The organism is Kitasatospora sp. NPDC047058 (genome assembly GCF_040643935.1).
Lineage (GTDB): Bacteria > Actinomycetota > Actinomycetes > Streptomycetales > Streptomycetaceae > Kitasatospora.
Genome location: NZ_JBEYVJ010000011.1, coordinates 1 through 20,893 on the forward strand (window position 1 = coordinate 1; position 20,893 = coordinate 20,893).

At 71.4% G+C, this 20,893-nt stretch carries 18 protein-coding genes; 9 read left to right on the forward strand and 9 right to left on the reverse strand.

Features of this window, described 5'->3' with window-relative positions; genetic code table 11:
* Positions 1-79: 79 nt before the first annotated feature.
* Positions 80-841: a polyprenol monophosphomannose synthase gene (locus ABZ885_RS02830; protein ID WP_360182658.1), complete on the reverse strand. Its 762-nt coding sequence runs from the start codon at positions 839-841 to the stop codon at positions 80-82.
* Positions 842-1,205: 364 nt separating this feature from the next.
* Here ABZ885_RS02830 and manA point away from each other — a divergent pair, with 364 nt between their 5' ends.
* Positions 1,206-2,405 (forward strand): mannose-6-phosphate isomerase, class I, encoded by a 1,200-nt coding sequence (manA, locus tag ABZ885_RS02835; protein ID WP_360182661.1) that lies wholly within the window; start codon positions 1,206-1,208, stop codon positions 2,403-2,405.
* A 77-nt stretch (positions 2,406-2,482) separates the two neighbouring features.
* On the opposite strand, the gene ABZ885_RS02840 is transcribed toward manA, so the two are convergent.
* Both ABZ885_RS02840 and dnaB read right to left on the reverse strand, forming a co-directional pair.
* Positions 2,483-3,439 carry an LAETG motif-containing sortase-dependent surface protein gene (locus tag ABZ885_RS02840; RefSeq protein ID WP_360182664.1) on the reverse strand — a complete coding sequence of 319 codons (957 nt, stop codon included), beginning with the start codon at positions 3,437-3,439 and terminating at the stop codon, positions 2,483-2,485.
* Positions 3,440-3,610: 171 nt separating this feature from the next.
* The gene (gene dnaB / locus ABZ885_RS02845) at positions 3,611-5,101 is read right to left on the reverse strand and encodes a replicative DNA helicase (protein ID WP_360182745.1); all 1,491 of its coding nucleotides are present in this window, start codon (positions 5,099-5,101) and stop codon (positions 3,611-3,613) included.
* A gap of 594 nt (positions 5,102-5,695) precedes the next feature.
* On the opposite strand from dnaB, the gene ABZ885_RS02850 reads away from it, so the two are divergent.
* On the forward strand, positions 5,696-7,024 hold the full coding sequence (locus tag ABZ885_RS02850; protein WP_360182667.1) for an MATE family efflux transporter: 1,329 nt from the start codon (positions 5,696-5,698) through the stop codon (positions 7,022-7,024).
* Positions 7,025-7,100: 76 nt separating this feature from the next.
* On the opposite strand, the gene rplI is transcribed toward ABZ885_RS02850, so the two are convergent.
* The 4 genes from rplI to rpsF form a co-directional block, all read right to left on the reverse strand.
* On the reverse strand, positions 7,101-7,547 hold the full coding sequence (rplI, locus tag ABZ885_RS02855; protein ID WP_360182670.1) for a 50S ribosomal protein L9: 447 nt from the start codon (positions 7,545-7,547) through the stop codon (positions 7,101-7,103).
* Positions 7,548-7,564: 17 nt separating this feature from the next.
* Positions 7,565-7,801: a 30S ribosomal protein S18 gene (gene rpsR, locus ABZ885_RS02860; protein ID WP_030304537.1), complete on the reverse strand. Its 237-nt coding sequence runs from the start codon at positions 7,799-7,801 to the stop codon at positions 7,565-7,567.
* A 78-nt stretch (positions 7,802-7,879) separates the two neighbouring features.
* Complete coding sequence (locus ABZ885_RS02865) at positions 7,880-8,479, reverse strand: single-stranded DNA-binding protein (protein WP_360182675.1); 600 nt, start codon at positions 8,477-8,479, stop codon at positions 7,880-7,882.
* A 96-nt stretch (positions 8,480-8,575) separates the two neighbouring features.
* Positions 8,576-8,866 carry a 30S ribosomal protein S6 gene (gene rpsF, locus ABZ885_RS02870; RefSeq protein WP_148643846.1) on the reverse strand — a complete coding sequence of 97 codons (291 nt, stop codon included), beginning with the start codon at positions 8,864-8,866 and terminating at the stop codon, positions 8,576-8,578.
* A gap of 300 nt (positions 8,867-9,166) precedes the next feature.
* On the opposite strand from rpsF, the gene ABZ885_RS02875 reads away from it, so the two are divergent.
* From ABZ885_RS02875 to ABZ885_RS02885, 3 genes are all read left to right on the forward strand, one after another.
* Positions 9,167-9,463, forward strand: coding sequence for a hypothetical protein (locus ABZ885_RS02875; protein ID WP_360182678.1), 297 nt, complete (start codon positions 9,167-9,169; stop codon positions 9,461-9,463).
* A 207-nt stretch (positions 9,464-9,670) separates the two neighbouring features.
* Entirely contained in the window at positions 9,671-10,789 is a 1,119-nt protein-coding gene (locus tag ABZ885_RS02880; protein WP_360182680.1) for a peptidoglycan bridge formation glycyltransferase FemA/FemB family protein, read from the forward strand.
* Between the two features lie 52 nt (positions 10,790-10,841).
* Positions 10,842-11,876, forward strand: coding sequence for an alanine racemase (locus ABZ885_RS02885; protein ID WP_360182682.1), 1,035 nt, complete (start codon positions 10,842-10,844; stop codon positions 11,874-11,876).
* Positions 11,877-11,930: 54 nt separating this feature from the next.
* Here ABZ885_RS02885 and ABZ885_RS02890 read toward each other — a convergent pair whose 3' ends face one another.
* Together ABZ885_RS02890 and ABZ885_RS02895 are read right to left on the reverse strand one after the other, a co-directional pair.
* Positions 11,931-13,523, reverse strand: a complete 1,593-nt coding sequence (locus ABZ885_RS02890) for a glycosyltransferase 87 family protein (RefSeq protein WP_360182684.1) — start codon at positions 13,521-13,523, stop codon at positions 11,931-11,933.
* A gap of 141 nt (positions 13,524-13,664) precedes the next feature.
* A complete protein-coding gene (locus ABZ885_RS02895; RefSeq protein ID WP_360182686.1) occupies positions 13,665-16,142 on the reverse strand; it encodes a transglycosylase domain-containing protein in 2,478 nt (825 codons plus the stop codon).
* Positions 16,143-16,669: 527 nt separating this feature from the next.
* On the opposite strand from ABZ885_RS02895, the gene ABZ885_RS02900 reads away from it, so the two are divergent.
* The 4 genes from ABZ885_RS02900 to ABZ885_RS02915 all read left to right on the forward strand — a co-directional run bounded on the left by ABZ885_RS02900 (position 16,670) and on the right by ABZ885_RS02915 (position 20,879).
* Entirely contained in the window at positions 16,670-17,371 is a 702-nt protein-coding gene (locus ABZ885_RS02900; protein ID WP_360182688.1) for a PadR family transcriptional regulator, read from the forward strand.
* A gap of 128 nt (positions 17,372-17,499) precedes the next feature.
* Positions 17,500-18,582 (forward strand): inositol-3-phosphate synthase, encoded by a 1,083-nt coding sequence (locus ABZ885_RS02905; RefSeq protein ID WP_360182690.1) that lies wholly within the window; start codon positions 17,500-17,502, stop codon positions 18,580-18,582.
* Between the two features lie 135 nt (positions 18,583-18,717).
* On the forward strand, positions 18,718-20,070 hold the full coding sequence (locus ABZ885_RS02910; RefSeq protein WP_360182692.1) for an MFS transporter: 1,353 nt from the start codon (positions 18,718-18,720) through the stop codon (positions 20,068-20,070).
* Positions 20,071-20,180: 110 nt separating this feature from the next.
* Positions 20,181-20,879 carry a hypothetical protein gene (locus tag ABZ885_RS02915; RefSeq protein ID WP_360182694.1) on the forward strand — a complete coding sequence of 233 codons (699 nt, stop codon included), beginning with the start codon at positions 20,181-20,183 and terminating at the stop codon, positions 20,877-20,879.
* Positions 20,880-20,893: the final 14 nt, after the last annotated feature.

The following is a 20,893-nucleotide window of genomic DNA, read 5'->3' on the forward strand; positions in this document are numbered from 1 at the left end:
GGCCCGCCTGTGGTCCACAGGCGGGCCCGAGCGCTCTCGGGTCCGGATGCCGGCCGGGCCGGTCAGCCCTTCCGGCCGGTCAGCCCTTCCGGCGGGTCAGCTTGGCGACCCGGTCGGCGACACCCCACGAGGTGACCCGCAGAAGCGCCTCGATCACGATGTGCCGGCTCATCTTGGAGGCGCCCAGCTCGCGCTCGATGAAGGTGATCGGCACCTCGGCCACCTTGAAGCCGGCCTTCACCGTCCGCCAGGCCAGGTCCACCTGGAAGCAGTACCCGGCCGAGGCGACCTCGTCCATGCCCAGGCCGAGCAGGGTCTCCTTGCGGAACGCCCGGTAGCCGCCGGTGACGTCCCGGATCGGCACGTTCAGCATCAGGCGCGAGTACGTCGAACCGCCGCGCGAGAGCAGCAGGCGCGACTTCGGCCAGTTCACCACCCGGCCGCCCGGCACCCAGCGCGAGCCGAGCACCAGGTCGGCGCCGCGCAGCGCGCTCAGCAGCCGGTCCAGTTCCTCGGGCTGGTGCGAGCCGTCCGCGTCCATCTCGACCAGGACGTCGTAGCCGTTGTCGATGCCCCAGCGGAAGCCGGCCAGGTAGGCGGCGCCCAGCCCCTCCTTGCCCCGGCGGTGCATCACGTGCACGTTCGAGTCCTCGGCGGCCAGCTTGTCGGCCAGCTCGCCGGTGCCGTCAGGGCTGTTGTCGTCGGCGACCAGGACGTGGGCCTCGGGGACCGCGGCACGGACCCGGCCGACGATCCGCTCGACGTTCTCCGCCTCGTTGAACGTCGGGATGATCACCAGCACCCTGCCGAGATCAGCAAAACTCTGCTGGTTCACGGTCACGTACAAACCTCTCGGCCGGTGGCGGGAAGTGCCAGTCACCGTTGCCCGCACTCTGAACGCAGTCCCCGTCGGCGTCCCGCCGACCTGGGAACCACTGTGGAAAACACTGCGTCCTGGCATCCTACTACCGGCCTGTAGGACCACCGGTACGGCTGCGGTGCTCCCCGGCCACTCCCCCCGCCCGCTCCCCCGGCACTCCCCGCCGCACCCGGCCGTTTCCCCGGGGGCCGCACCGGTCGGCTAGGGTCGATGCCCGGCCTTTGCCCGGGCCACCCGCACCGCGGGCCACCCGCACCGGCCCGCCCGGGGGCGGACCGGCGATCCGGCACACCAGCCACTGCAGCAGAGGAGCAGGACCGCGCGCATGGACAGGCTCGTCAACACTGTCCGCCCGTACGCCTGGGGGTCGGTCACCGCACTCCCCGAGCTGCTCGGGCAGGAACCCACCGGCGAACCACAGGCCGAGCTGTGGATGGGCGCCCACCCCGGCGCGCCGTCCCGCGCCGACCGGGGGGACGGCCCGCGCCCGCTGGACGAGCTGATCGCCGCCGACCCCGCGGGCGAGCTCGGCGCCGCCACCGTGGCCCGGTTCGGGCCCTCGCTGCCCTTCCTGTTCAAGGTCCTGGCCGCCGGCATCCCGCTCTCCATCCAGGCCCACCCGACCCTCGACCAGGCCCGGGCCGGGTACGCCGCGGAGAACGCCCTGGGCATCCCGCTGGACGCCCCGCACCGCAGCTACCGCGACGCCAACCACAAGCCCGAACTCATCTGCGCACTGGCCGAGTTCGACGGGCTCTGCGGCTTCCGCACGCCCGCCGGCGCGGCCGCCCTGATGGCCGGGCTCCGGGTACCCGCGCTCGACCCGCTGATCGGCCTGCTCAACACCGGGGACGAGTCCCGGGCGCTGCGCGACACCCTGGCCGCGGTCCTCACCATGGACGAGGACACCGCGGCCGCCGCCGTCCGGGACACCGCCGAGGCGGTGGACAAGGCCGCCGCCGGCGACCCCGACGGCCCGTACGCGCTGTACACCCGGATCACCCGCGAGTTCCCCGGCGACCGCGGCCTGATCGCCGGTCTGCTGCTCAACGCCGTCCGGCTCCGGCCCGGCCAGGCGCTCTACCTCGGCGCCGGCGTGCCGCACGCCTATCTGCACGGCGTCTGCGTCGAGTTGCAGGCCAACTCCGACAACGTGCTGCGGGCCGGGCTCACGCCCAAGTACGTCGACGTGCCGGAGCTGCTCAAGGTCGTCGAGTTCACCCCGGGCACCCCCGACCTGCTCGTCCCGACCGCCGTCGACGGCACCCCCGGCGAGGAGCTCTACCCCGTCCCGATCGACGAGTTCCGGCTCTCCCGCTTCACCCTGGACGGCCACGAGCGCGAGGTCGACGGCCGCGCCCCGCAGATCCTGCTCTGCACGGCCGGCACCGCCCGGCTCACCGCCGCCGACGGCACCACCCTGGACCTGGCCCGCGGCGAGTCGGTCTTCCTCCCCGCGACCGGCACCGCCACCCGGCTCGCCGGCACCGCCGCCACCGTCTTCCGCGCGACCGTCACGCTCTGACGGCGGCACGCGCCGCCCGCACGACGCACCGGGCCCGCACCCCCCGAGGGGGTGCGGGCCCGGCGTGCGTGCAGTGCTCAGGCGGCGCTGCCGGCCTTGCGGCGGCGGACGTAGAACAGCACGCCGACACCGGCGGCCATCGACACCGCGCTCATCAGCGCGAGCTGCGACGTGGCGTCCGAGGCACCCGTGTCGGCCAGCTCACCGGCCGCGGTGGTGGTCGTCCCGGCCGTGGTGGTCGTGGTCGTGGTGGTGGTGCCGGTCGAGCCCGTGCTGCGACCGGTCGAACCCGACGTGCGGGCCGTGGTGGTACCGGAGCCGGCCGGGACGGCCGAGGCGTTCTGCGCCGTGGTCGTCCCGGCCGGGACGGTCTGCGCCTGCTCGGCCGGGGTGCCCGACCCGGTGCCCTCGGCCGGCTTCGGCGCGGGCAGCGCAGCCGCGGCCGCCCGGAGGTCCGCGAGCGCCTTGTCCGCCGCCTCCTTGGCCTCCTTGGCCACCTTGAGGGCCTGCTGGGCCTTGCCGAGCTCCCGCGAGACGGCGACCCGCCAGTCGTCCGCGGCGTCCTTGGCGGCGGCCGACTCCTGCTCCGCGGCGGCCAGCCCGGCCTTCGCGGCGTCCAGCTCGACGTCCCGCTGGTGCAGGGCGACGAACAGGGCGACCCGCTCGTCATCGGTCGCGGTGGGCGGCAGCTTGTCGATCGCGGCGCTGGCGTCCTGACGCGCCTTGACCGCGGCGTCCCGCTTGCGGACCGCGGCGGACTTGGCGGCGTCCGCCTTGGCGACCCGCTCGCCGATCTCGGCCGGCAGCGGCCCGTGCAGCTTGTCCGTGGTCTCCTTCTGCTTGGCGGCCTCCTCGGCCACGGCGGCCTCGTAGGCCTTCGCCGCGTCGGCCGCGGCCTTTTCCAGCTTGGCGATCCCGTCGACCCGGCCCTGGCCGGCGCCGGTCTCGGCGAAGGCGGGCGTGACGGACAGCGCGGCGGGAGAAAGCACGGCGGCGGCGACGACGGCAGCCGCCAGTGCACGACGGATCTTCAAAACAGTGCCCCCCTAGGCATGTTCAGAATGCGCGGATGCGCAGGTAAGGCCGTGGCGGAGTCGCGGAGGAAACTGGCTCAACGCAACACGACAGTCGTGATCATATAAGCAGTCCGCACCGGAACCGCAAGGGGATTCCCAACGGCCGTCCGTACCTGAACGGTTGCCCGGTCAGTCTCTCGTCATGTCGACAAAGCGCGAGTAATGGCCCTGGAATGCCACGGTGATGGTGGCGGTCGGACCGTTACGGTGCTTGGCGACGATCAGGTCGGCCTCGCCCGCGCGGGGGGACTCCTTCTCGTAGGCGTCCTCGCGGTGGAGCAGGATGACCATGTCGGCGTCCTGCTCGATCGAGCCGGACTCACGCAGGTCGGAGACCATCGGCCGCTTGTCGGTGCGCTGTTCGGGACCACGGTTCAGCTGGGAGAGCGCGATCACCGGGACTTCGAGCTCCTTGGCCAGCAGCTTCAGGTTTCGCGACATGTCCGAGACCTCCTGCTGACGGTTCTCGGCCCGGCGGGAGCCGCCGGACTGCATCAGCTGGAGGTAGTCGATGACGATCAGCTTGATGTCGTTGCGCTGCTTGAGCCGGCGGCACTTGGCCCGGATCTCCATCATCGACAGGTTCGGCGAGTCGTCGATGAACAGCGGCGCCTCGCTGACGTCCGGCATCCGGCGGGCGACCCGCGTCCAGTCGTCGTCCGTCATGTTCCCGGAACGCATGTGGTGCAGCGCGACCCGGGCCTCCGCGGAGAGCAGGCGCATGGCGATCTCGTTGCGTCCCATTTCGAGCGAGAAGATCACGCTCGGGAGCTTGTTGTGGATCGAGCAGGCCCGCGCGAAGTCCAGCGCCAGCGTCGACTTGCCCATGGCGGGACGGGCGGCGATGACGATCATCTGGCCGGGGTGCAGGCCGTTGGTCAGCTGGTCGAAGTCGGCGAAACCGGTGGGGACGCCGGACATCTGGCCGTTGCGGGAGCCGATCGCCTCGATCTCGTCGAGCGCGCCCTCCATGATGTCGGCCAGCGGCGCGTAGTCCTCGTTGGTGCGCTGCTCGGTGACGGCGTAGATCTCCGCCTGCGCCGCGTTGACGATCTCGTCCACGTCGCCCTCGGCGGCGTAGCCCATGCCGGCGATCCGGGTGCCTGCCTCGACCAGCCGGCGCAGCACGGCGCGCTCGTGGACGATCTCGGCGTAGTACTCGGCGTTGGCCGCGGTGGGGACGGAGTTGACCAGGGTGTGCAGGTAGCCCGGGCCGCCGACCCGGGTCAGCTCGCCGCGCTTGGTCAGCTCGCCGGCCACGGTGATCGGGTCGGCCGGCTCACCGCGGGCGTAGAGGTCGAGGATGGCGCCGTGGATCAGCTCGTGCGCGGGCCGGTAGTAGTCGGCCGGCTTGAGCACCTCGACCACGTCGGCGATGGCGTCCTTGGAGAGCAGCATGCCGCCGAGGACGGACTGCTCGGCGGCGAGGTCCTGCGGGGGGACCCGCTCGAAGCCGTCGACGCCCTCGGAGCGCGTGTCCTCGTCCTGGCGGCGCTTGCCGTCGCGCTGGAAGCCGCCGGAGCCCTTGCCGCCCTTCTGGAAGCCGCCCTGCGAACCGCCGCCCTGGAAGCCGCCCGAGCCCTGGCCCTGGCCGTTGCCGCGGCCGCGCGAGACCGGCAGCCGGTCGCCCGGGCCGGCCGGGAACGGGTCGTCGGCGAAGGCGCCAGCCGGGAACGGGTCGTCGGTCGGCCAGTCCTCCTCGGGCGGCGGGGCGTCGTGGTCGTCGTACTGGGGGCCGGTCACGCGTGTTCCCCGTTCAGCGAGTGGTGCGAGTTGGAGCGGGCCTTGCCGGTGGCCGGGTGGAGCGGAGCCGCGCTGCTCGTCTCGGGCCACCGCATTTCTACGCCACCTCACCGACGAACCGGACGGCGCGGCGGGTGGGAGTGTCGGCCTGGACAGCCCACGCTAAGGCGCCGGACACCCTTCAGCCAAGGCGGTTATCCACAGGGGGTGTGGACGAGCACCCGGAGGCTGTGGAGAAGTGCCGCAAACCTGTGGACACCCCTGTGGAAAGCCCTGTGGATAACCCGACGATCGATCCACCGTCAACTTGCTGACCTGCGATGACCCCTTTCCGGGGCTGTGCATGAGAAATTCTTCACACACAGCCGAGTGGCCGTGGACACACACCGCGGCGGGCCCGTCGCTCATGATTGCGAGTAACACTCCAAACCCCCTGGCAGTCGTTACCTGTGGATGAGTAGCCTTGTCCGCATGACCGCCCCCACCACCGTCCGCCGCCGGCACGACCGGGAGATCCTCTCCCTCGCCGTCCCGGCCTTCGGCGCCCTGGTCGCCGAGCCGCTGTTCCTGATGGCCGACTCGGCCATCGTGGGCCACCTCGGCACCCCGCAGCTGGCCGGGGTCGGCGTCGCCTCCGCCGCGCTCACCACCGTCACCGGGGTCTTCGTCTTCCTGGCCTACGCCACCACCGCCGCGGTCGCCCGCCGGATCGGCGCCGGCGACCGCCGGGCCGCGATCCGGCAGGGCATCGACGGCATCTGGCTCGCCCTGGCGCTCTCGGTCGGCGTGGTCGCCCTGACCCTGCTGCTGGCGCCCTGGACCGCCGAGGTGCTGGGCGCCTCCGCGACGGCCGCCCCGTACGCGGTGTCGTACCTGCGGATCAGCGCGCTGGGCATCCCGGCGATGCTGATGGTGATGGCCGCCACCGGCGTGCTGCGGGGCTTCCAGGACACCCGGACGCCGCTGCTGGTCGCGATCGCCGGGTTCACCGCCAACGTCGGCCTGAACGCCGGTCTGGTGTACGGCGCCGGGCTCGGCGTGGCCGGCTCGGCCTGGGGCACGGTGCTGGCGCAGACCGGGATGGCCGCCGCCTACCTGTTCGTGGTGGTCCGCGGGGCCCGCCGGGAGCGCGCCCCGCTCCGGCCGGACCCGGCCGGCATCCGGGCCTGCGCCAGGGCCGGCGGGCCGCTGATGGTCCGCACGCTGAGCCTGCGCGCCATCCTGATGATCGCCACCGCGGTGGCCGCCGGGCTCGGCGACGACCAGATCGCGGCGCACCAGATCGCCATGACGGTCTTCCTCTTCATCGCCTTCGCCCTGGACGCCATCGCCATCGCCGGGCAGGCGATCATCGGCCGCTACCTGGGTGCCGGGGACGTCCCGGGCGCCCGGGCGGCCACCCGGCGGATGATCGAGTGGGGCACCGGCGCCGGCCTGGTGCTCGGCCTGCTGGTGGTGGCCGCCCGCCCGCTGTACGTCCCGCTGTTCACCCCGGACCCGGCGGTGCAGGCGCAGCTCGGCACCGTCCTGCTGCTGCTCGCGCTCTGCCAGCCGGTGGCCGGCCTGGTCTTCGTGCTGGACGGGGTGCTGATGGGCGCCGGCGACGGCCCCTACCTGGCCTGGGCGATGCTCGCCACGCTGGCCGTCTTCGCCCCGGTGGCGCTCGCGGTGCCCGCGACCGGTACCGGGCTGGCCGGGCTCTGGTGGGCGATGAACCTGTTCATGCTGGTCCGCGGCGCCTTCCTGGCCTGGCGGGCGCGCGGCGGCAAGTGGCTGGTCACCGGCGCGGTGCGGGCCTGACCGGCGGCCCGGGGAACGACCGAGGGCCGGCCTCCCCGTGACGGGGAGACCGGCCCTCGGGCCACTGCTACGGAACTCAGGCAGCGACGACGGCGACGTCGAGGTTGGCCTGAACGTCGGCGTGCAGCTTGACCGAGACCTTGTGGGTGCCCACGGTCTTGATCGGCGAGCCGATCGCGACGGCGCGCTTGTCCACGGCCGGGCCGCCGGCGGCCTTGATGGCCTCGACGACGTCGGCCTGGGTGACCGAGCCGAACAGGCGGCCGGCCTCACCCGAGCGGACGGCCAGCTTGACCTGGACGCCCTCCAGCTTGCCCTTGACCTCGTTGGCGGCCTCGAGGGTCTGGATCTCGTGGATCTTGCGGGCGCGACGGATGGCGTCGACGTCCTTCTGGCCGCCCTTGGTCCAGCGGATGGCGAAGCCACGCGGGACCAGGTAGTTGCGGCCGTAGCCGTCCTTGACCTCGACGACCTCGCCGGCGGAGCCGAGACCCGGCACCTCGTGCGTGAGGATGATCTTCATCAGTTGGTCACCCTCTCTTAGCGCGCGGTGCTGGTGTAGGGCAGCAGCGCCATCTCACGGCTGTTCTTCACGGCCGTGGCGACGTCACGCTGGTGCTGGGTGCAGTTGCCGGTGACCCGGCGGGCACGGATCTTGCCGCGGTCGGAGATGAACTTCCGCAGCAGGTTCGTGTCCTTGTAGTCAACGTAGTTGACCTTGTCCTTGCAGAAGACGCAAACCTTCTTCTTCGGCTTGCGAGCAGGCGGCTTCGCCATTGTGTGCTCCATTTGGGGTTCACGGTCCGGCAGGCGTCCCAGGACGCCGGCCGCCGGACCGCACGAAATCTGTCAGCTCTAGAACGGGGGCTCTTCCGAGAAGCCGCCACCGGACGGGGCACCCCAGCCGCCGCCACCCTGGTTGCCACCAGAGGGAGCGCTGGACGCCCACGGGTCCTCGGACGGACCGGACTGGCCGCCGGAGTTGCCACCCCAGCCGCCGCCCTGCTGGCCGCCACCGCCGCCCCAGCCACCGCCCTGGCCGCCGCCCTGCTGGCCGCCGCCGAAGCCGCCGCCGCCGGGAGCGCCGGACCGGTTGGCCCGGGTGACCTTCGCGGTCGCCGAGCGCAGGCTCGGGCCCACCTCGTCGACCTCGACCTCGAAGACCGTCCGCTTCTCGCCTTCCTTGGTCTCGTAAGACCGCTGGCGCAGTCGGCCCTGCACGATGACGCGCATGCCGCGCTGCAGCGACTCGGCCACGTTCTCCGCCGGCTGCCGCCAGACGTTGCACGTGAGGAAGAGGCTCTCGCCGTCCTTCCACTCGTTCGTCTGACGGTCGAAGGTGCGGGGGGTGGACGCGATGCGGAACTTCGCGACCGCCGCACCCGACGGGGTGAAGCGCAGCTCGGGGTCGTCGACGAGATTGCCGACGAGGGTGATGACGGTCTCGCCTGCCATGGTGGTGATGACCTCTCCGGAAGAGTTCCGTTCACCGCTGTTTCACGTGAAACAGCGGACGCGAGCTACCCGAGGCCCGGAGGCCTCAGAGGTGGCTCAGTGGGTGTCCGGGCGCAGGACCTTGGTCCGCAGAACCGACTCGCTCAGGCCCAGCTGGCGGTCGAGCTCCTTGACGACCTCAGGCGTGGCCTTCAGGTCGATGACCGAGTAGATGCCCTCGGACTGCTTGTTGATCTCGTAAGCCAGACGGCGACGGCCCCAGGTGTCGACCTTCTCCACCTTGCCGCCGCCGTTGCGGACGACGGTGAGGAAGTTCTCGATCAGGGGGGCGACAGCGCGCTCCTCAACCGAGGGGTCGAGGATGACCATCAGCTCGTAGTGACGCATGAGTAACCCACCTCCTTTGGACTCAGCGGCCACGGTCTCTCCGTGGCAGGAGGGTTGTGCAGCGTCGGCACCGGAGTAGTGACGACTCCGGCCCACCGTAGTGGCCGGGTCCGACAATCGGGCCCCGCCGACCCGGAAGAGGGCGCAAGGGGGCACAACTACACCAGTGCAGACGGCACAGCCTACCTGCACTCGGACGGCCGAACAAAACGCATAGGGGTTGTGATCCCCATCCAACCGCCGCAATCTGGACGGAACGGGTTTCCTGCTCGTTCGTCTCCTCGCCAGGAGGTAGGACTCATGGCTCTGACCATCCACGGGCTCCCTCTCACCCTGAACACCGACGGCCACCGGCACCCCAGGGAGAACACCCTGGTCGGCATCACCGCCGTCCTGGGCGTGCTGGCCTTCACGACCTCCTTCTTCCACAACCTCCACATCATGTCTTCGTGGACCGGGCTCTTCGGCGTCGTCACCGGTCTCTGGGGGCAGTTCGTCTCCGTCACCACGGCCGAGCGGTTCGTCCTGATGATCTCGGTCGTCGCCTCCGCGTGGGGCCTCTACCTGGGCATCGCCCGCGGCGGCTTCGTGGGTTAGCCGCCCCGCACGCCACCCGGCGGGACTGCCCCGCCGGCCCTGCGGCCGCCCCGCCAGGAACCTCCCGCGCCCCCGCCGCGTACCTACGTCCAGGAGACGGGTACGCGACGGGGGCGCTGCCGTGCCCGCAGCCGCAGGGGCCCCGGGGGATAAAGTCACCCCGAGAACCCGGGGCCCACCGAGCCCGACCGACGAGGAGCACCGAGCATGAGCCTGCGCCTGAGGACGATCACCCGCGAGGAGCACCTCGCCTTCATCAGGAGCCGCGCCTCGGCCAGCCACATGCAGGTGCCGTCCTGGGGCGATGTGAAGGCCGAGTGGCGCTCCGAGTCGATCGGCTGGATCGACGAGTCCAACCAGATCGTCGGCGCCGGACTGGTGCTCTACCGGCAGCTGCCGAAGGTCAAGCGCTACCTGGCCTACCTGCCCGAGGGGCCGGTCATCGACTGGTTCGACCGCGACCTGGAGCGCTGGCTGTCGCCGATGCTGGCGCACCTGAAGTCGCAGGGCGCCTTCTCGGTGAAGATGGGCCCGCCGGTGGTCATCCGCCGCTGGAACGCGCCGACCATCAAGGAGGCCATCGCCGGCAAGCAGGCCAAGCGCCTGCGCGACATCGAGGCCGACTGGTACGAGCCGCGCGCCTTCGAGGTGGCCGACCGGCTCCGCAAGGCCGGCTGGCTGCAGGGCGAGGACGGCGGCGCCGGCTTCGGCGACGTCCAGCCGCGCTACGTCTTCCAGGTGCCGCTGGCCAACCGCTCGCTGGACGACATCCAGAAGGGCTTCAACCAGCTCTGGCGCCGCAACATCAAGAAGGCCGAGAAGAGCGGCGTCGAGGTGGTCCAGGGCGGCTACGACGAGCTGCCGATCTTCCACCAGCTGTACCTGGTGACCGCCGAGCGCGACCGCTTCACCCCGCGCCCGCTGTCGTACTTCCAGCGGATGTGGAAGGCCCTCACCGCCGAGGACCCGAACCGCATGCGGCTCTACATCGCCTACCACGAGGGCGAGCCGCTGGCCGCGACCACGATGCTGGTGGTCGGCGAGCACGTCTGGTACTCCTACGGCGCCTCGGCCAACCACAAGCGCGAGGTGAAGCCGTCCAACGCGATCCAGTGGCGGATGATGCGCGACTCCTACGCGCTCGGCGGCGGTGTGTACGACCTGCGCGGCATCTCCGACACGCTGGACGAGGACGACCACCTGTTCGGCCTCATCCAGTTCAAGGTCGGCACCGGCGGCCAGGCCGCCGAGTACCTCGGCGAGTGGGACTTCCCCCTCAACAAGCTGCTGCACAAGGCACTCGACCTCTACATGTCGCGCCGCTGAGCAGCCGCGCCGCCCGCCCCGCCGTGCCCAACACCCTCTGGGAGATGACCCGATGACGCTGTCGCTCTATCTCGACACCGAACGCTGGCGCACGCACCAGCGGTCCGTCCTGGCCGAGTTCCCCGGCCTGGTGCCGGTGGCGAAGGGCAACGGCTACGGCCTGGGCAACCACCGGCTCGCCGAGGAGGCGACCCTCCTCGGCACCGGTGTGCTGGCGGTCGGCACCGCGTACGAGGCGGCCGACGCGGCCGACTGGTACGGCGGCGAGCTGCTGGTGCTCACCCCGTTCCGGGTCGGCGAGGAGGCGCTGCCGCTGCCGCACGCCCGGGTGATCCGGACGGTGGCGAGCGTGGACGGGCTGCGTGCGCTGAACGGCGCCCGGGTGGTGGTGGAGTGCATGACCACCATGCGCCGGCACGGCGTCTCCGCCGCCGACCTGACGACGGTCGCCGCGGAGCTGGACGGGGTCGCCTTCGAGGGCCTGGCCCTGCACCTGCCGATGGACCGGCCGGACGGCTCCAGCCCGGTCGAGGAGGTCGCGTACTGGGTGGACACCGCCCGGGCGGCCGGGGTGCCGGTGCACACCGTGTACGTCAGCCACCTCGGCGCGGCCGGCATGGAGCAGCTGGCCCAGCGCTACCCGGACACCGTCTTCCGGGCCCGGATCGGCACCCGGCTCTGGCTGGGCGACCACGGGGCGCTGGAGGTCCGGGCCACGGTCCTGGACGTCACCCCGCTGAAGAAGGGCGAACGCTACGGCTACCGCCAGCACCCGGCGCCGGCCGACGGCCACATCGTGGTGGTCGCCGGCGGCACCGCGCACGGCATCGGCCTGGAGGCGCCCAAGTACGTGCAGGGCATGTCCTCGCGGGCCAAGGGGATCGCCCGGGCCGGTCTGGCGACGGTCAACAAGACCAAGTCGCCGTTCCACTGGGGCGGCAAGCAGCTCTGGTTCGCCGAGCCGCCGCACATGCAGGTCTCGCTGCTCTTCCTGGACAACGACACCAAGCCGCCGGCGGTCGGCGACGAGCTGACCCTGCAGGTCCGGCACACCACCACGCACTTCGACCGGGTGGTGGACCGGTAACCCCTCGGGGCGGGCAGCCCCTCGGGCTCACCCGCCCCGAGGGGCCGGCGCCCCTCAGGGCTTGGAGGTCTCGGCCGGTTCCGGGGCGGGCGGCTCGGCGAGCCACTGCTCCGGGCCGGCCGGCGCGTACCCGGCGTAGCTCGCCTCCTCGCGCAGCCCCCGGGCGGTGCCGAGCACGAACACGTCCGGGGCCTGGTCGAGCACCCCGCCGGACGGGTCGTCGGTGCCGTCCCAGCGCACCGGGTCGCGGTCCGGCAGCAGGACGTCCCGGATCACCATGCCGACCAGGTAGAGCGTGCCGAGCAGGTGCAGCACGATCGCGAAGTGGTACCAGGACTCGCCGATCCCGTGCTGCTTGGGCCCGGTGATGTAGCCCAGGTGGGACCAGATGCCCAGGGTGTAGAGCACCTCGCAGGCCTGCCAGATCAGGAAGTCGCGCCAGCGCGGCCGGGCCAGCACCGCGAGCGGGATCAGCCAGAGCACGTACTGCGGCGAGTACACCTTGTTGACCAGCACGAACGCGGCCACCACCAGGAAGGCCAGCTGCGCGACGCGCGGGCGGCGGGGCGCCGCGAGGGCGAGCCACCCTATCCCCAGGCAGCAGAGCACCATCAGCACCGCGATGAAGAGGTCGAGGTTCTCCAGCGCCACGCCCCGGCTCTGCATCAGGATCAGCCAGAACGAGCCGTAGTCCTCCTTGCGGTGCTTGCTGAACACGTAGAAGGTCGACCAGCCCTGCCAGTTCGCCACCATGATCGGCAGGTTGACCAGCAGCCAGGCCCCGACCGCACCGCCCAGCAGCGCCCGGAACTCGCGCCACTTGCCGGCCCGCCAGCAGAGCATCAGCAGCGGGCCGAGCAGCAGCAGCGGGTAGAGCTTGGCGGCGGTGGCCAGGCCGATGAAGACGCCCGCCCAGAGCGGCCGCGAGCCGGCCCACCAGGCCAGCGCGACGGCGGCCAGCGCCACCGCCAGCAGGTCCCAGTTGACGGTGGAGTTCAGCAGCAGGCCCGGCGCGAGCGCGAAGAGCAGGGCGTCCCAGGGACGGCGCCGGTGGGTCCGGGAGACGGCGATCACCGCGACCACCGCGCAGGCCATCAGCATGCCCGCGTTGATCGCCCAGAACCACTGCTCCTGGCTCTGGGCGGTGCCGCCGCCGGGCGTCAGCCAGGCCGCGACCTGCATGAACAGACCGGTCAGCACCGGGTACTCGAGGTACTGCAGGTCACCGGAGGTGCCCGGGATCCGGTCCACGTACGGGTGCAGCCCGGCCGAGAACCCGCGCCCCGAGAACAGGTGCGGGATGTCGCTGTAGCAGGCGTGGATGTACTGCGGCGAACCCGGCTGGAACCAGGCCCCGTTGTAGCAGGGCAGCTTCTGCACCATGCCCAGCACCGAGACCACGATCACCACCAGCGCCAGGAAGCGCGCCGGGATCCACCAGGAGACGCCCAGCAGGGCGCGCCGGCCGGGCGGGCCGCCGATCACCTCGCTGCCGGCCGCCGCCACCGGGTCCTCGTCCGCCGGGACGACCACGGTGTTGGCCGGGGGCGCGGCCGCGGCCGCCGTGGCGGGCACCACCGGAGCCGGCCCGGCGGCCTCGGTGGGCCCGCCCCGGCCGGCGGATTCCTCAGGAGCGCTCGACGTCATGCCGGACATCCTGCCGCACCTGTCCCGGCTGGACGAGGAGGCCCCCTGAGCGGCCTTCGACTCCGTCCGGCCATTCGTGACGAAACGGCGGTGGCGGCCCTCCGGAGAGGACCGCCACCGCCGTTCCGTGCCGCCCGTGCGTCAGGGCGCCGGAGCGCCGCTCGGAGTCGCCGAACCGGTGGGCTTGCCCGGCTTGCCGGTCGAGGTCGGCGGGTCGGTCGCCGTGGCGGTCGACGTCGGCTGCGTGGAACCGCACAGCCCCGGGATGATGCAGGTGGGCGTGTTGCCGCCGCCCGTCGGGTGGGTCTTGGTCTGCGTCGGGGTCGGCACCGTGCCGGGGCAGTCCACGCCGGGGACGCAGGCCGGGCCCTGGGTCGCGGTCGGCTGCGCCGGCTGCGGGCCGCCCGGGTCCGGGGCGTTGGTCGGCGCGGTCTCGGTCGCCGACGGCGCGGCCGTGGCGGTCGCCGTGCTCGGCGCGCCGGAGGAGTCGACCTGGGTCCCGACCGGCTGGGGGCTCGGGAAGTCCATCTTCGGCTCGTTGGCCAGCGCGGCCTTCATGTAGCGGGTGAAGACGTCGGTCGGGGTGTCACCGCCGTGCACCGAGTCCTTGCCGCCGGTGCCGTTGAGCGAGAGCCGCTCGTGCTTGGTCGGGTCCTCGCGCCACATCGCGACGCTGGTGGCCAGCTGCGGGGTGTAGCCGACCCACCAGGCCGACTTGTTCTGGTCGGTGGTACCGGTCTTGCCGGCCACCGGGCGGCCCAGCGCGTTGCTCTTCGAACCGGTACCGTTCTTCGCCACGTTCACCAGCACGTCGGTGACGTTGTCCGCGACGGCCGGCTCCAGGGCCTGCTTCAGGTCCGGCTTGTTGAAGCCGGGCCGGGCGGAGCCCTGCCACTCGACCTTCTTCACCGAGTACGGGTCGGCCTGCTTGCCGCTGGCCGCGAGGGTCGCGTAGGCGTCGGCCATCCGGATCGGGCTGATGGTCGAGGTGCCGAGCGGGAAGGTCGTGGTCTTCGGGTCGGCGAAGCTCTCCTTGCGGACGCCCATCTGCTCGGCGATGTTGGCCACGTTCTGGCCGCCGACGTCCTGGTTGAGCTGGACGAACGGCACGTTGTACGACCACTGCATGGCCTGCCGCAGCGAGACGTAGCCGCGCTTGCCCTTGTCCTCGTTCTTCTGCCGGTACGGCTTGCCGGTCGTCTCGTCCATGATCAGCGAGCCGTCCGGCCGGCGGATCTCGGACAGGTCGTCGGAGAGGTAGCGGCTGTCGGCGTTGATCCGCTTCGGCTTGCCCTTGTCCTCCCCCGAGGTGGTCACGCCGACCTGCATCGCGGTGGCGAGCACGAAGGGCTTGAAGGTCGAGCCGACCTGGACGCCCTGGGCGTCGGCGTTGTTGTCGAAGTGCTGGTTCTCGACGCCGTCACCGCCGTAGATGGCGACGATCGCGCCGTCGCCGGGGCGGATGCTGGCGGCGCCGAACTGGACCCAGTTGTCGTTGTCCGGGCGCTTCTGCGGGTTCAGCGTCTCGGCCTTGACGTCGTCCACGGCCTTCTTGAGGGCGTCGACCTTGTCCTTCTCGAAGGTCGTGTAGATCTTGTAGCCGCCCTTTTCGAGGGCCTGCTGGCTGATCGTCTTGTCCTTCTGCATGACGTACCGGTTGGCGATGTCGACCAGGTAGCTGACCTGGCCGTTCATGTTGGACGACGGCACCGGCTTGATCGGGTCCGGGAAGGTCGTGCACTTGGCACGCTCCTCGGCGGTGGCGTTCTTGGTCTCCACCATCCGGTCCAGGATCCACTTCCAGCGCGCCTCGGCGCGCTCGTGGTTGCCCTTGATGCTCGGGTCGTACAGCGCCGCGCCCTTGAGCAGGCCGGCCAGCATCGCGCTCTGGCAGAGGTCGAGGTCCTTGGCGTTGACGCCGTAGTACGCCTGCGCGGCGGCCTGGGCACCGGTGCCGCGGCCGAACCAGCTGGTGTTCAGGTACCCCTTCAGGATCTCTTCCTTCTTCATGTCCTGATTGACCTTCAGGGTGATGAAGAACTCCTTCACCTTGCGGGTGAGGGTCTGCTCCTGGCTGAGGTACGCGTTCTTCACGTACTGCTGGGTGATGGTCGAGGCACCCTGGGTCTGGCCGCCCTTGGCCATGTTGTAGACCGCGCGCATCATGCCCTTGGGGTCGATGCCGCTGTCGGTGCGGAAGGTCTCGTTCTCCGCCGCGATGACCGCGTTCTGCAGGTTGGGGCTGATGTCGGAGAGCTCGACGATCTGACGGTTCGTCTCGCCCTTGCGGGTCAGCTCCGTACCGTCGGCCCAGTAGTAGATGTTGTTCTGTTCCTTCACCAGGTCCTTGAGCGGCGGGACCGTGGTGCTCTGGTAGATGAAGAACACCGTGCCGACGCAGGCCGCGAAGACCACCAGGAACGCACTGAGCCACAGCCGCCAGGACGGCAGCCAACGGCGGAAGCCCTGCTTGCCGAAGCGCGGGTAGTCGATGAACTTCTTCTTGCCGGGCGGGCCGCCCCGGCCTCCGGCGCCCGGACCACCGCCGGGACCACCGGCCGCGGCGCCGCCGCGCTTGCCGCCCTTGGTCGCGGCCTTGCGCATCTCGGCCCGCGTCATCCGGGGCTGCTGAGCGGTTTCACGGACGCCCGGGGGGCGCCGCCGGCCGAGGCCCTCCGAGCTGAGCTCGTCGGGTCCGGCTCCGCCCGGCTGTCCGCCGTCGCCCGGGGGCTGCCCACCACCGTTGGTCGACCTGCGCCGTCGATCGCTCATGTTCCAGCTACTCCTCGCCAGGCGGTCGAGCCTGAAGGCAGGGTTCACGTCCGATGCCCGTAACCGCCCTAACCCCGGAGGTGGTCCTCGTGCACACGCGACAGCGTACGCAGCCCGGAAACCCAACTAATCGGGCATCAGGCACCAATACCCGCAAAACGGCAGCAGATCATTACACGCCCGTTGCCAAGCACACCCGCGCGTCGCCTTGTGATCACATTCACGCGTGCCCCCCTTGCCCGACCGGGAGCCCAGGTTTAGTGTTCTCGATATATCGAGCCGATACATCGGAGTGGCATACCGCCGCCGACACGTCGGAGCGACCTCCCGCCGGCGGCGGGACGGGACCGGTCGAGGGGAAGGAGGACACCGCATTGGGCAGGCGCTCGGGAGTGCTGGAGTTCGCCGTCCTCGGCCTGCTCCACGACGCACCGATGCACGGGTACGAGCTGCGCAAGCGGCTCAACGTCCTGCTCGGTTCGTTCCGCGCGTTCTCCTACGGAACGCTCTACCCCTGTCTGAAGAGCCTGGTGGCCCAGGGTTTCCTGGTCGAGGACAACCCGGACGTCGAGTACGTCCCGGCCACCGCGCTCAACGGCAAGCGGTCCAAGATCGTCTACCGGCTCTCCGCGGAGGGCAAGCAGCGCTTCGAGGAACTGCTCGCCGACTCCGGCCCCGACGCCTGGGAGGACGAGCACTTCGGCGTCCACTTCGCGTTCTTCGGCCAGACCGACCGGGCGGTGCGGATGCGCGTCCTGGAGGGGCGCCGCAGCCGCCTGGAGGAGCGCCTGGAGCGGATGCGCAACTCGCTGGCCCGGGCGCGCGAGCGGTTCGACGACTACACCGTCGAGCTGCAGCGGCACGGCCTGGAGTCGGTCGAGCGCGAGGTCCGGTGGCTCAACGAGCTGATCGAGACCGAGCGGGCCAACCGCACCGGCCGGACCGGACCGTCCACCGACGGGCCGGGCCCCGCAACACCCCACAAGACTTCGGACGGCCGTGGCGAGGAGGCCGGATCCCCGGATCCGCCCGGGCCACCGTACGACCGCCCGGGGCGCTCCGCCCAGGAGCGCTGACGCCGCGTCCGCCCTGTGCCGCGCGGCAGGAGTGGGCGCCTCGCGCGCCCGTCAAGCAGTCATCGAAGAAGCAGGACGAGTGCCGCCGAGCCCCGGCGGCCCTCATGAGATCACAGGGAGCAACCGGAATGGGTTCGGTTCGCGTAGCCATCGTGGGCGTGGGCAACTGCGCCGCGTCGCTGGTGCAGGGTGTCGAGTACTACAAGGACGCCGACCCGGCCGGCAAGGTCCCCGGCCTGATGCATGTCCAGTTCGGTGACTACCACGTCCGTGACGTGGAGTTCGTCGCCGCCTTCGACGTCGACGCCAAGAAGGTCGGCTTCGACCTGGCCGACGCCATCGGCAACAGCGAGAACAACACCATCAAGATCTGCGACGTGCCGCCGACCGGCGTCACCGTCCAGCGCGGCCACACCCTCGACGGCCTGGGTAAGTACTACCGGGAGACCATCGAGGAGTCCGACGAGGCCCCGGCCGACGTCGTCCAGATCCTCAAGGACAAGCAGGTCGACGTCCTGGTCTGCTACCTGCCCGTGGGCTCCGAGGCCGCGGCCAAGTTCTACGCCCAGTGCGCCATCGACGCCAAGGTCGCCTTCGTGAACGCCCTGCCGGTGTTCATCGCGGGCACCAAGGAGTGGGCCGACAAGTTCACCGAGGCCGGCGTGCCGATCGTCGGTGACGACATCAAGTCCCAGGTCGGCGCCACCATCACGCACCGCGTGATGGCGAAGCTGTTCGAGGACCGCGGTGTCATCCTCGAGCGCACCATGCAGCTGAACGTCGGCGGCAACATGGACTTCAAGAACATGCTCGAGCGCGAGCGCCTGGAGTCGAAGAAGATCTCCAAGACCCAGGCCGTCACCTCGCAGATCCGCGACCGTGAGCTGGGCGCCAAGAACGTCCACATCGGCCCCTCGGACTACGTGGCCTGGCTGGACGACCGCAAGTGGGCCTACGTCCGCCTCGAGGGCCGTGCGTTCGGCGACGTCCCGCTGAACCTGGAGTACAAGCTCGAGGTCTGGGACTCCCCGAACTCGGCCGGTGTCATCATCGACGCCGTGCGCGCCGCGAAGATCGCCAAGGACCGCGGCATCGGCGGCCCGATCCTGTCGGCGTCCTCGTACTTCATGAAGTCCCCGCCGGTGCAGTACTTCGACGACGAGGCCAAGGAGAACGTCGAGAAGTTCATCCGCGGCGAGGTCGAGCGCTGAGCGTCGGACGCAGCGCAGCGACGTGAGCCTTTGTAGGCTCTGTGAACGGGTCCACGGTCCGCCGTGGGCCCGTTCACCGTTTCCCGGCGAATGTTTCACGTGAAACACGGACCGGATCCATGGCAGTCTGGGCGGGTGGCGATCACGGAGAACGGAAGCACCCAGTCCGCGCAACGCGCCACGCTGCTCGGATTGCTCCGAGGGCGTGACTTCCGCCGGCTGCTGACCGCCCGGGTGCTGTCCCAGCTCTCCGACGGCGTCTTCCAGGTCTCGCTCGCCGCCTCCGTGGTGTTCTCGCCGGAGAAGCAGTCCTCCCCCGCCGACATCGCCTCGGTGCTCGCCGCGATGCTGCTGCCCTTCTCGGTGATCGGCCCGTTCGCCGGGGTGCTGCTCGACCGCTGGCGCCGCCGCCAGGTGCTGTACTACGGCAATCTGGCCCGTTTCGGGCTCGGTCTGGTCACCGCCGTCCTGCTGCTGGCCGAGGCCCCGAAGGGCCTGTTCCTCTGCTCGGCGCTCCTGGTCACCGCGCTCAACCGCTTCATCCTGGCCGGCCTCTCCGCCGCGTTGCCCCGGGTGGTGCCCCAGGAGCAACTGGTGACCGCCAACGCGGTCTCCCCGACCCTGGGCAGCGTCGCGGCGGCCTCCGGCGCGGGGGTGGGCTTCCTGCTGCACCAGGTGGCGGCCCCCGGCCCGAAGTCCGACGCCGCCCTCGTGACGGTCGCCGCGCTGCTCTACCTCTCCGCCGCACTGGCCGCCGTCCGGATGGACCGGGACCTGCTCGGGCCTGAGCACCGGCGGGAGCACCCCGCGCTGCACCGGGCGATCGGCCGGGCGGCCCGGGAGCTGGGCGCGGCCGTGCGGCACCTGGTCCGCGACTGCCGGCCGGCGGTGCACGCGCTCGCCGCCGTCACCGCCGCCCGCTTCTGCTACGGCGTGCTGATCGTGGCCGTGGTGATGCTCTCCCGCTACACCTTCAACGCCCCCTCCGACCCCTCGGGCGGCCTGGCCACCCTGGGCCAGGCGGTCGGCCTCTCGGCGGCCGGTTTCTTCCTCGCCGCCCTGGTCAGCCCGTGGTGCACCCGGCGGCTCGGACTGGCCGGCTGGATGACGGCCTGCCTGGTGGCACCGGTGGTGTTCGTGCCGGCACTGGGCCTGAGCTTCTCGCTGGTGCCCTGCCTGATCGCCGCGCTGCTGCTGGGCGTGGTCACCCAGGGCACCAAGATCTGCGCCGACACCGTGGTGCAGGAGTCGGTGGAGGACGACTACCGGGGCCGCGTCTTCGCCATCTACGACGTGCTGTTCAACGTCGCCTTCGTGGCCGCCGCCGCGGTCACCGCGCTGGTGCTGCCGCTCTCCGGCCGCTCGGTCGGGGTGGTCGTCGGCGTCGCCCTGGTGTACGCCCTGGCCGCCGTGCTCTACCTGCGGGCGGCCCGCCGGTCCGGCCCGCTCCCGGGCGACCGCGAGCTCGCCGCCCCCGCCCGCCGCTGACCGGCCGCTCCGCGGGCCCGTGCCCCCTCCGCACCGGCGTCGTCGGCGAGAGTCGCTAAGGTACGTCAGATCTGTCGGAGCCACAGCACTCTGTCTCGGGGGACAACCTGATGAGCACACCGCCCAGTAGTCCGTACGGGCCACCGCCCCAGTACGGCTATCCGCAGGCGTCGCCGGGTCAGCCCGGCCCTGCGCCGGCCCCCCAGGCCTACGGTGCTCCGGCTCCGCAGTTCGGCCCCCCGCAGCCGGCACCCGCCGGCTACGGGCAGCCCCCGGCGTACGGCTACCCGGCGGCGCCCCCGCCCGGCCAGCCCGCGCCGGGGTACGGGCAGCCGCCCGCGTACGGCCAGCAGCAGCCGTACGGCCCGCCGCCCGGCGGCCAGCCCCCGTACGGGCAGCAGCCCCCGTACGGACAGCAGCCCCCGTACGGGCAGCCGCCGACGGCGCCAGCCCCGCCGGCGAAGCGGAGCGGCAAGGCCAAGCTGAAGATCATCGGCGGTGTGGGTGCCGGTATCGCACTGATCGTCGGCTACTTCGTCACCGGCCCGAGCGTCAGCAGCGCCAAGGCCGGCGACTGCGTCAGGGCGGGCGGTTCGCGCGACGTCGACATCGTCAAGTGCACCGACGCCAAGGCCAACTACAAGGTGCTGGCGACGTTCTCCGGCACCACCGACACCAGCCGTTGCAAGCAGACCGCCGGGACCACCAGCACGGTCTCGGGCTCCAGCGGCCGCCGGTGGAGCAAGAAGCGGTACGTGCTCTGCCTCGGCCCGCTGTCGCCCGGCGTCCCGCCGGTCAAGAAGTCCTGATCCAGTTCGCCGCA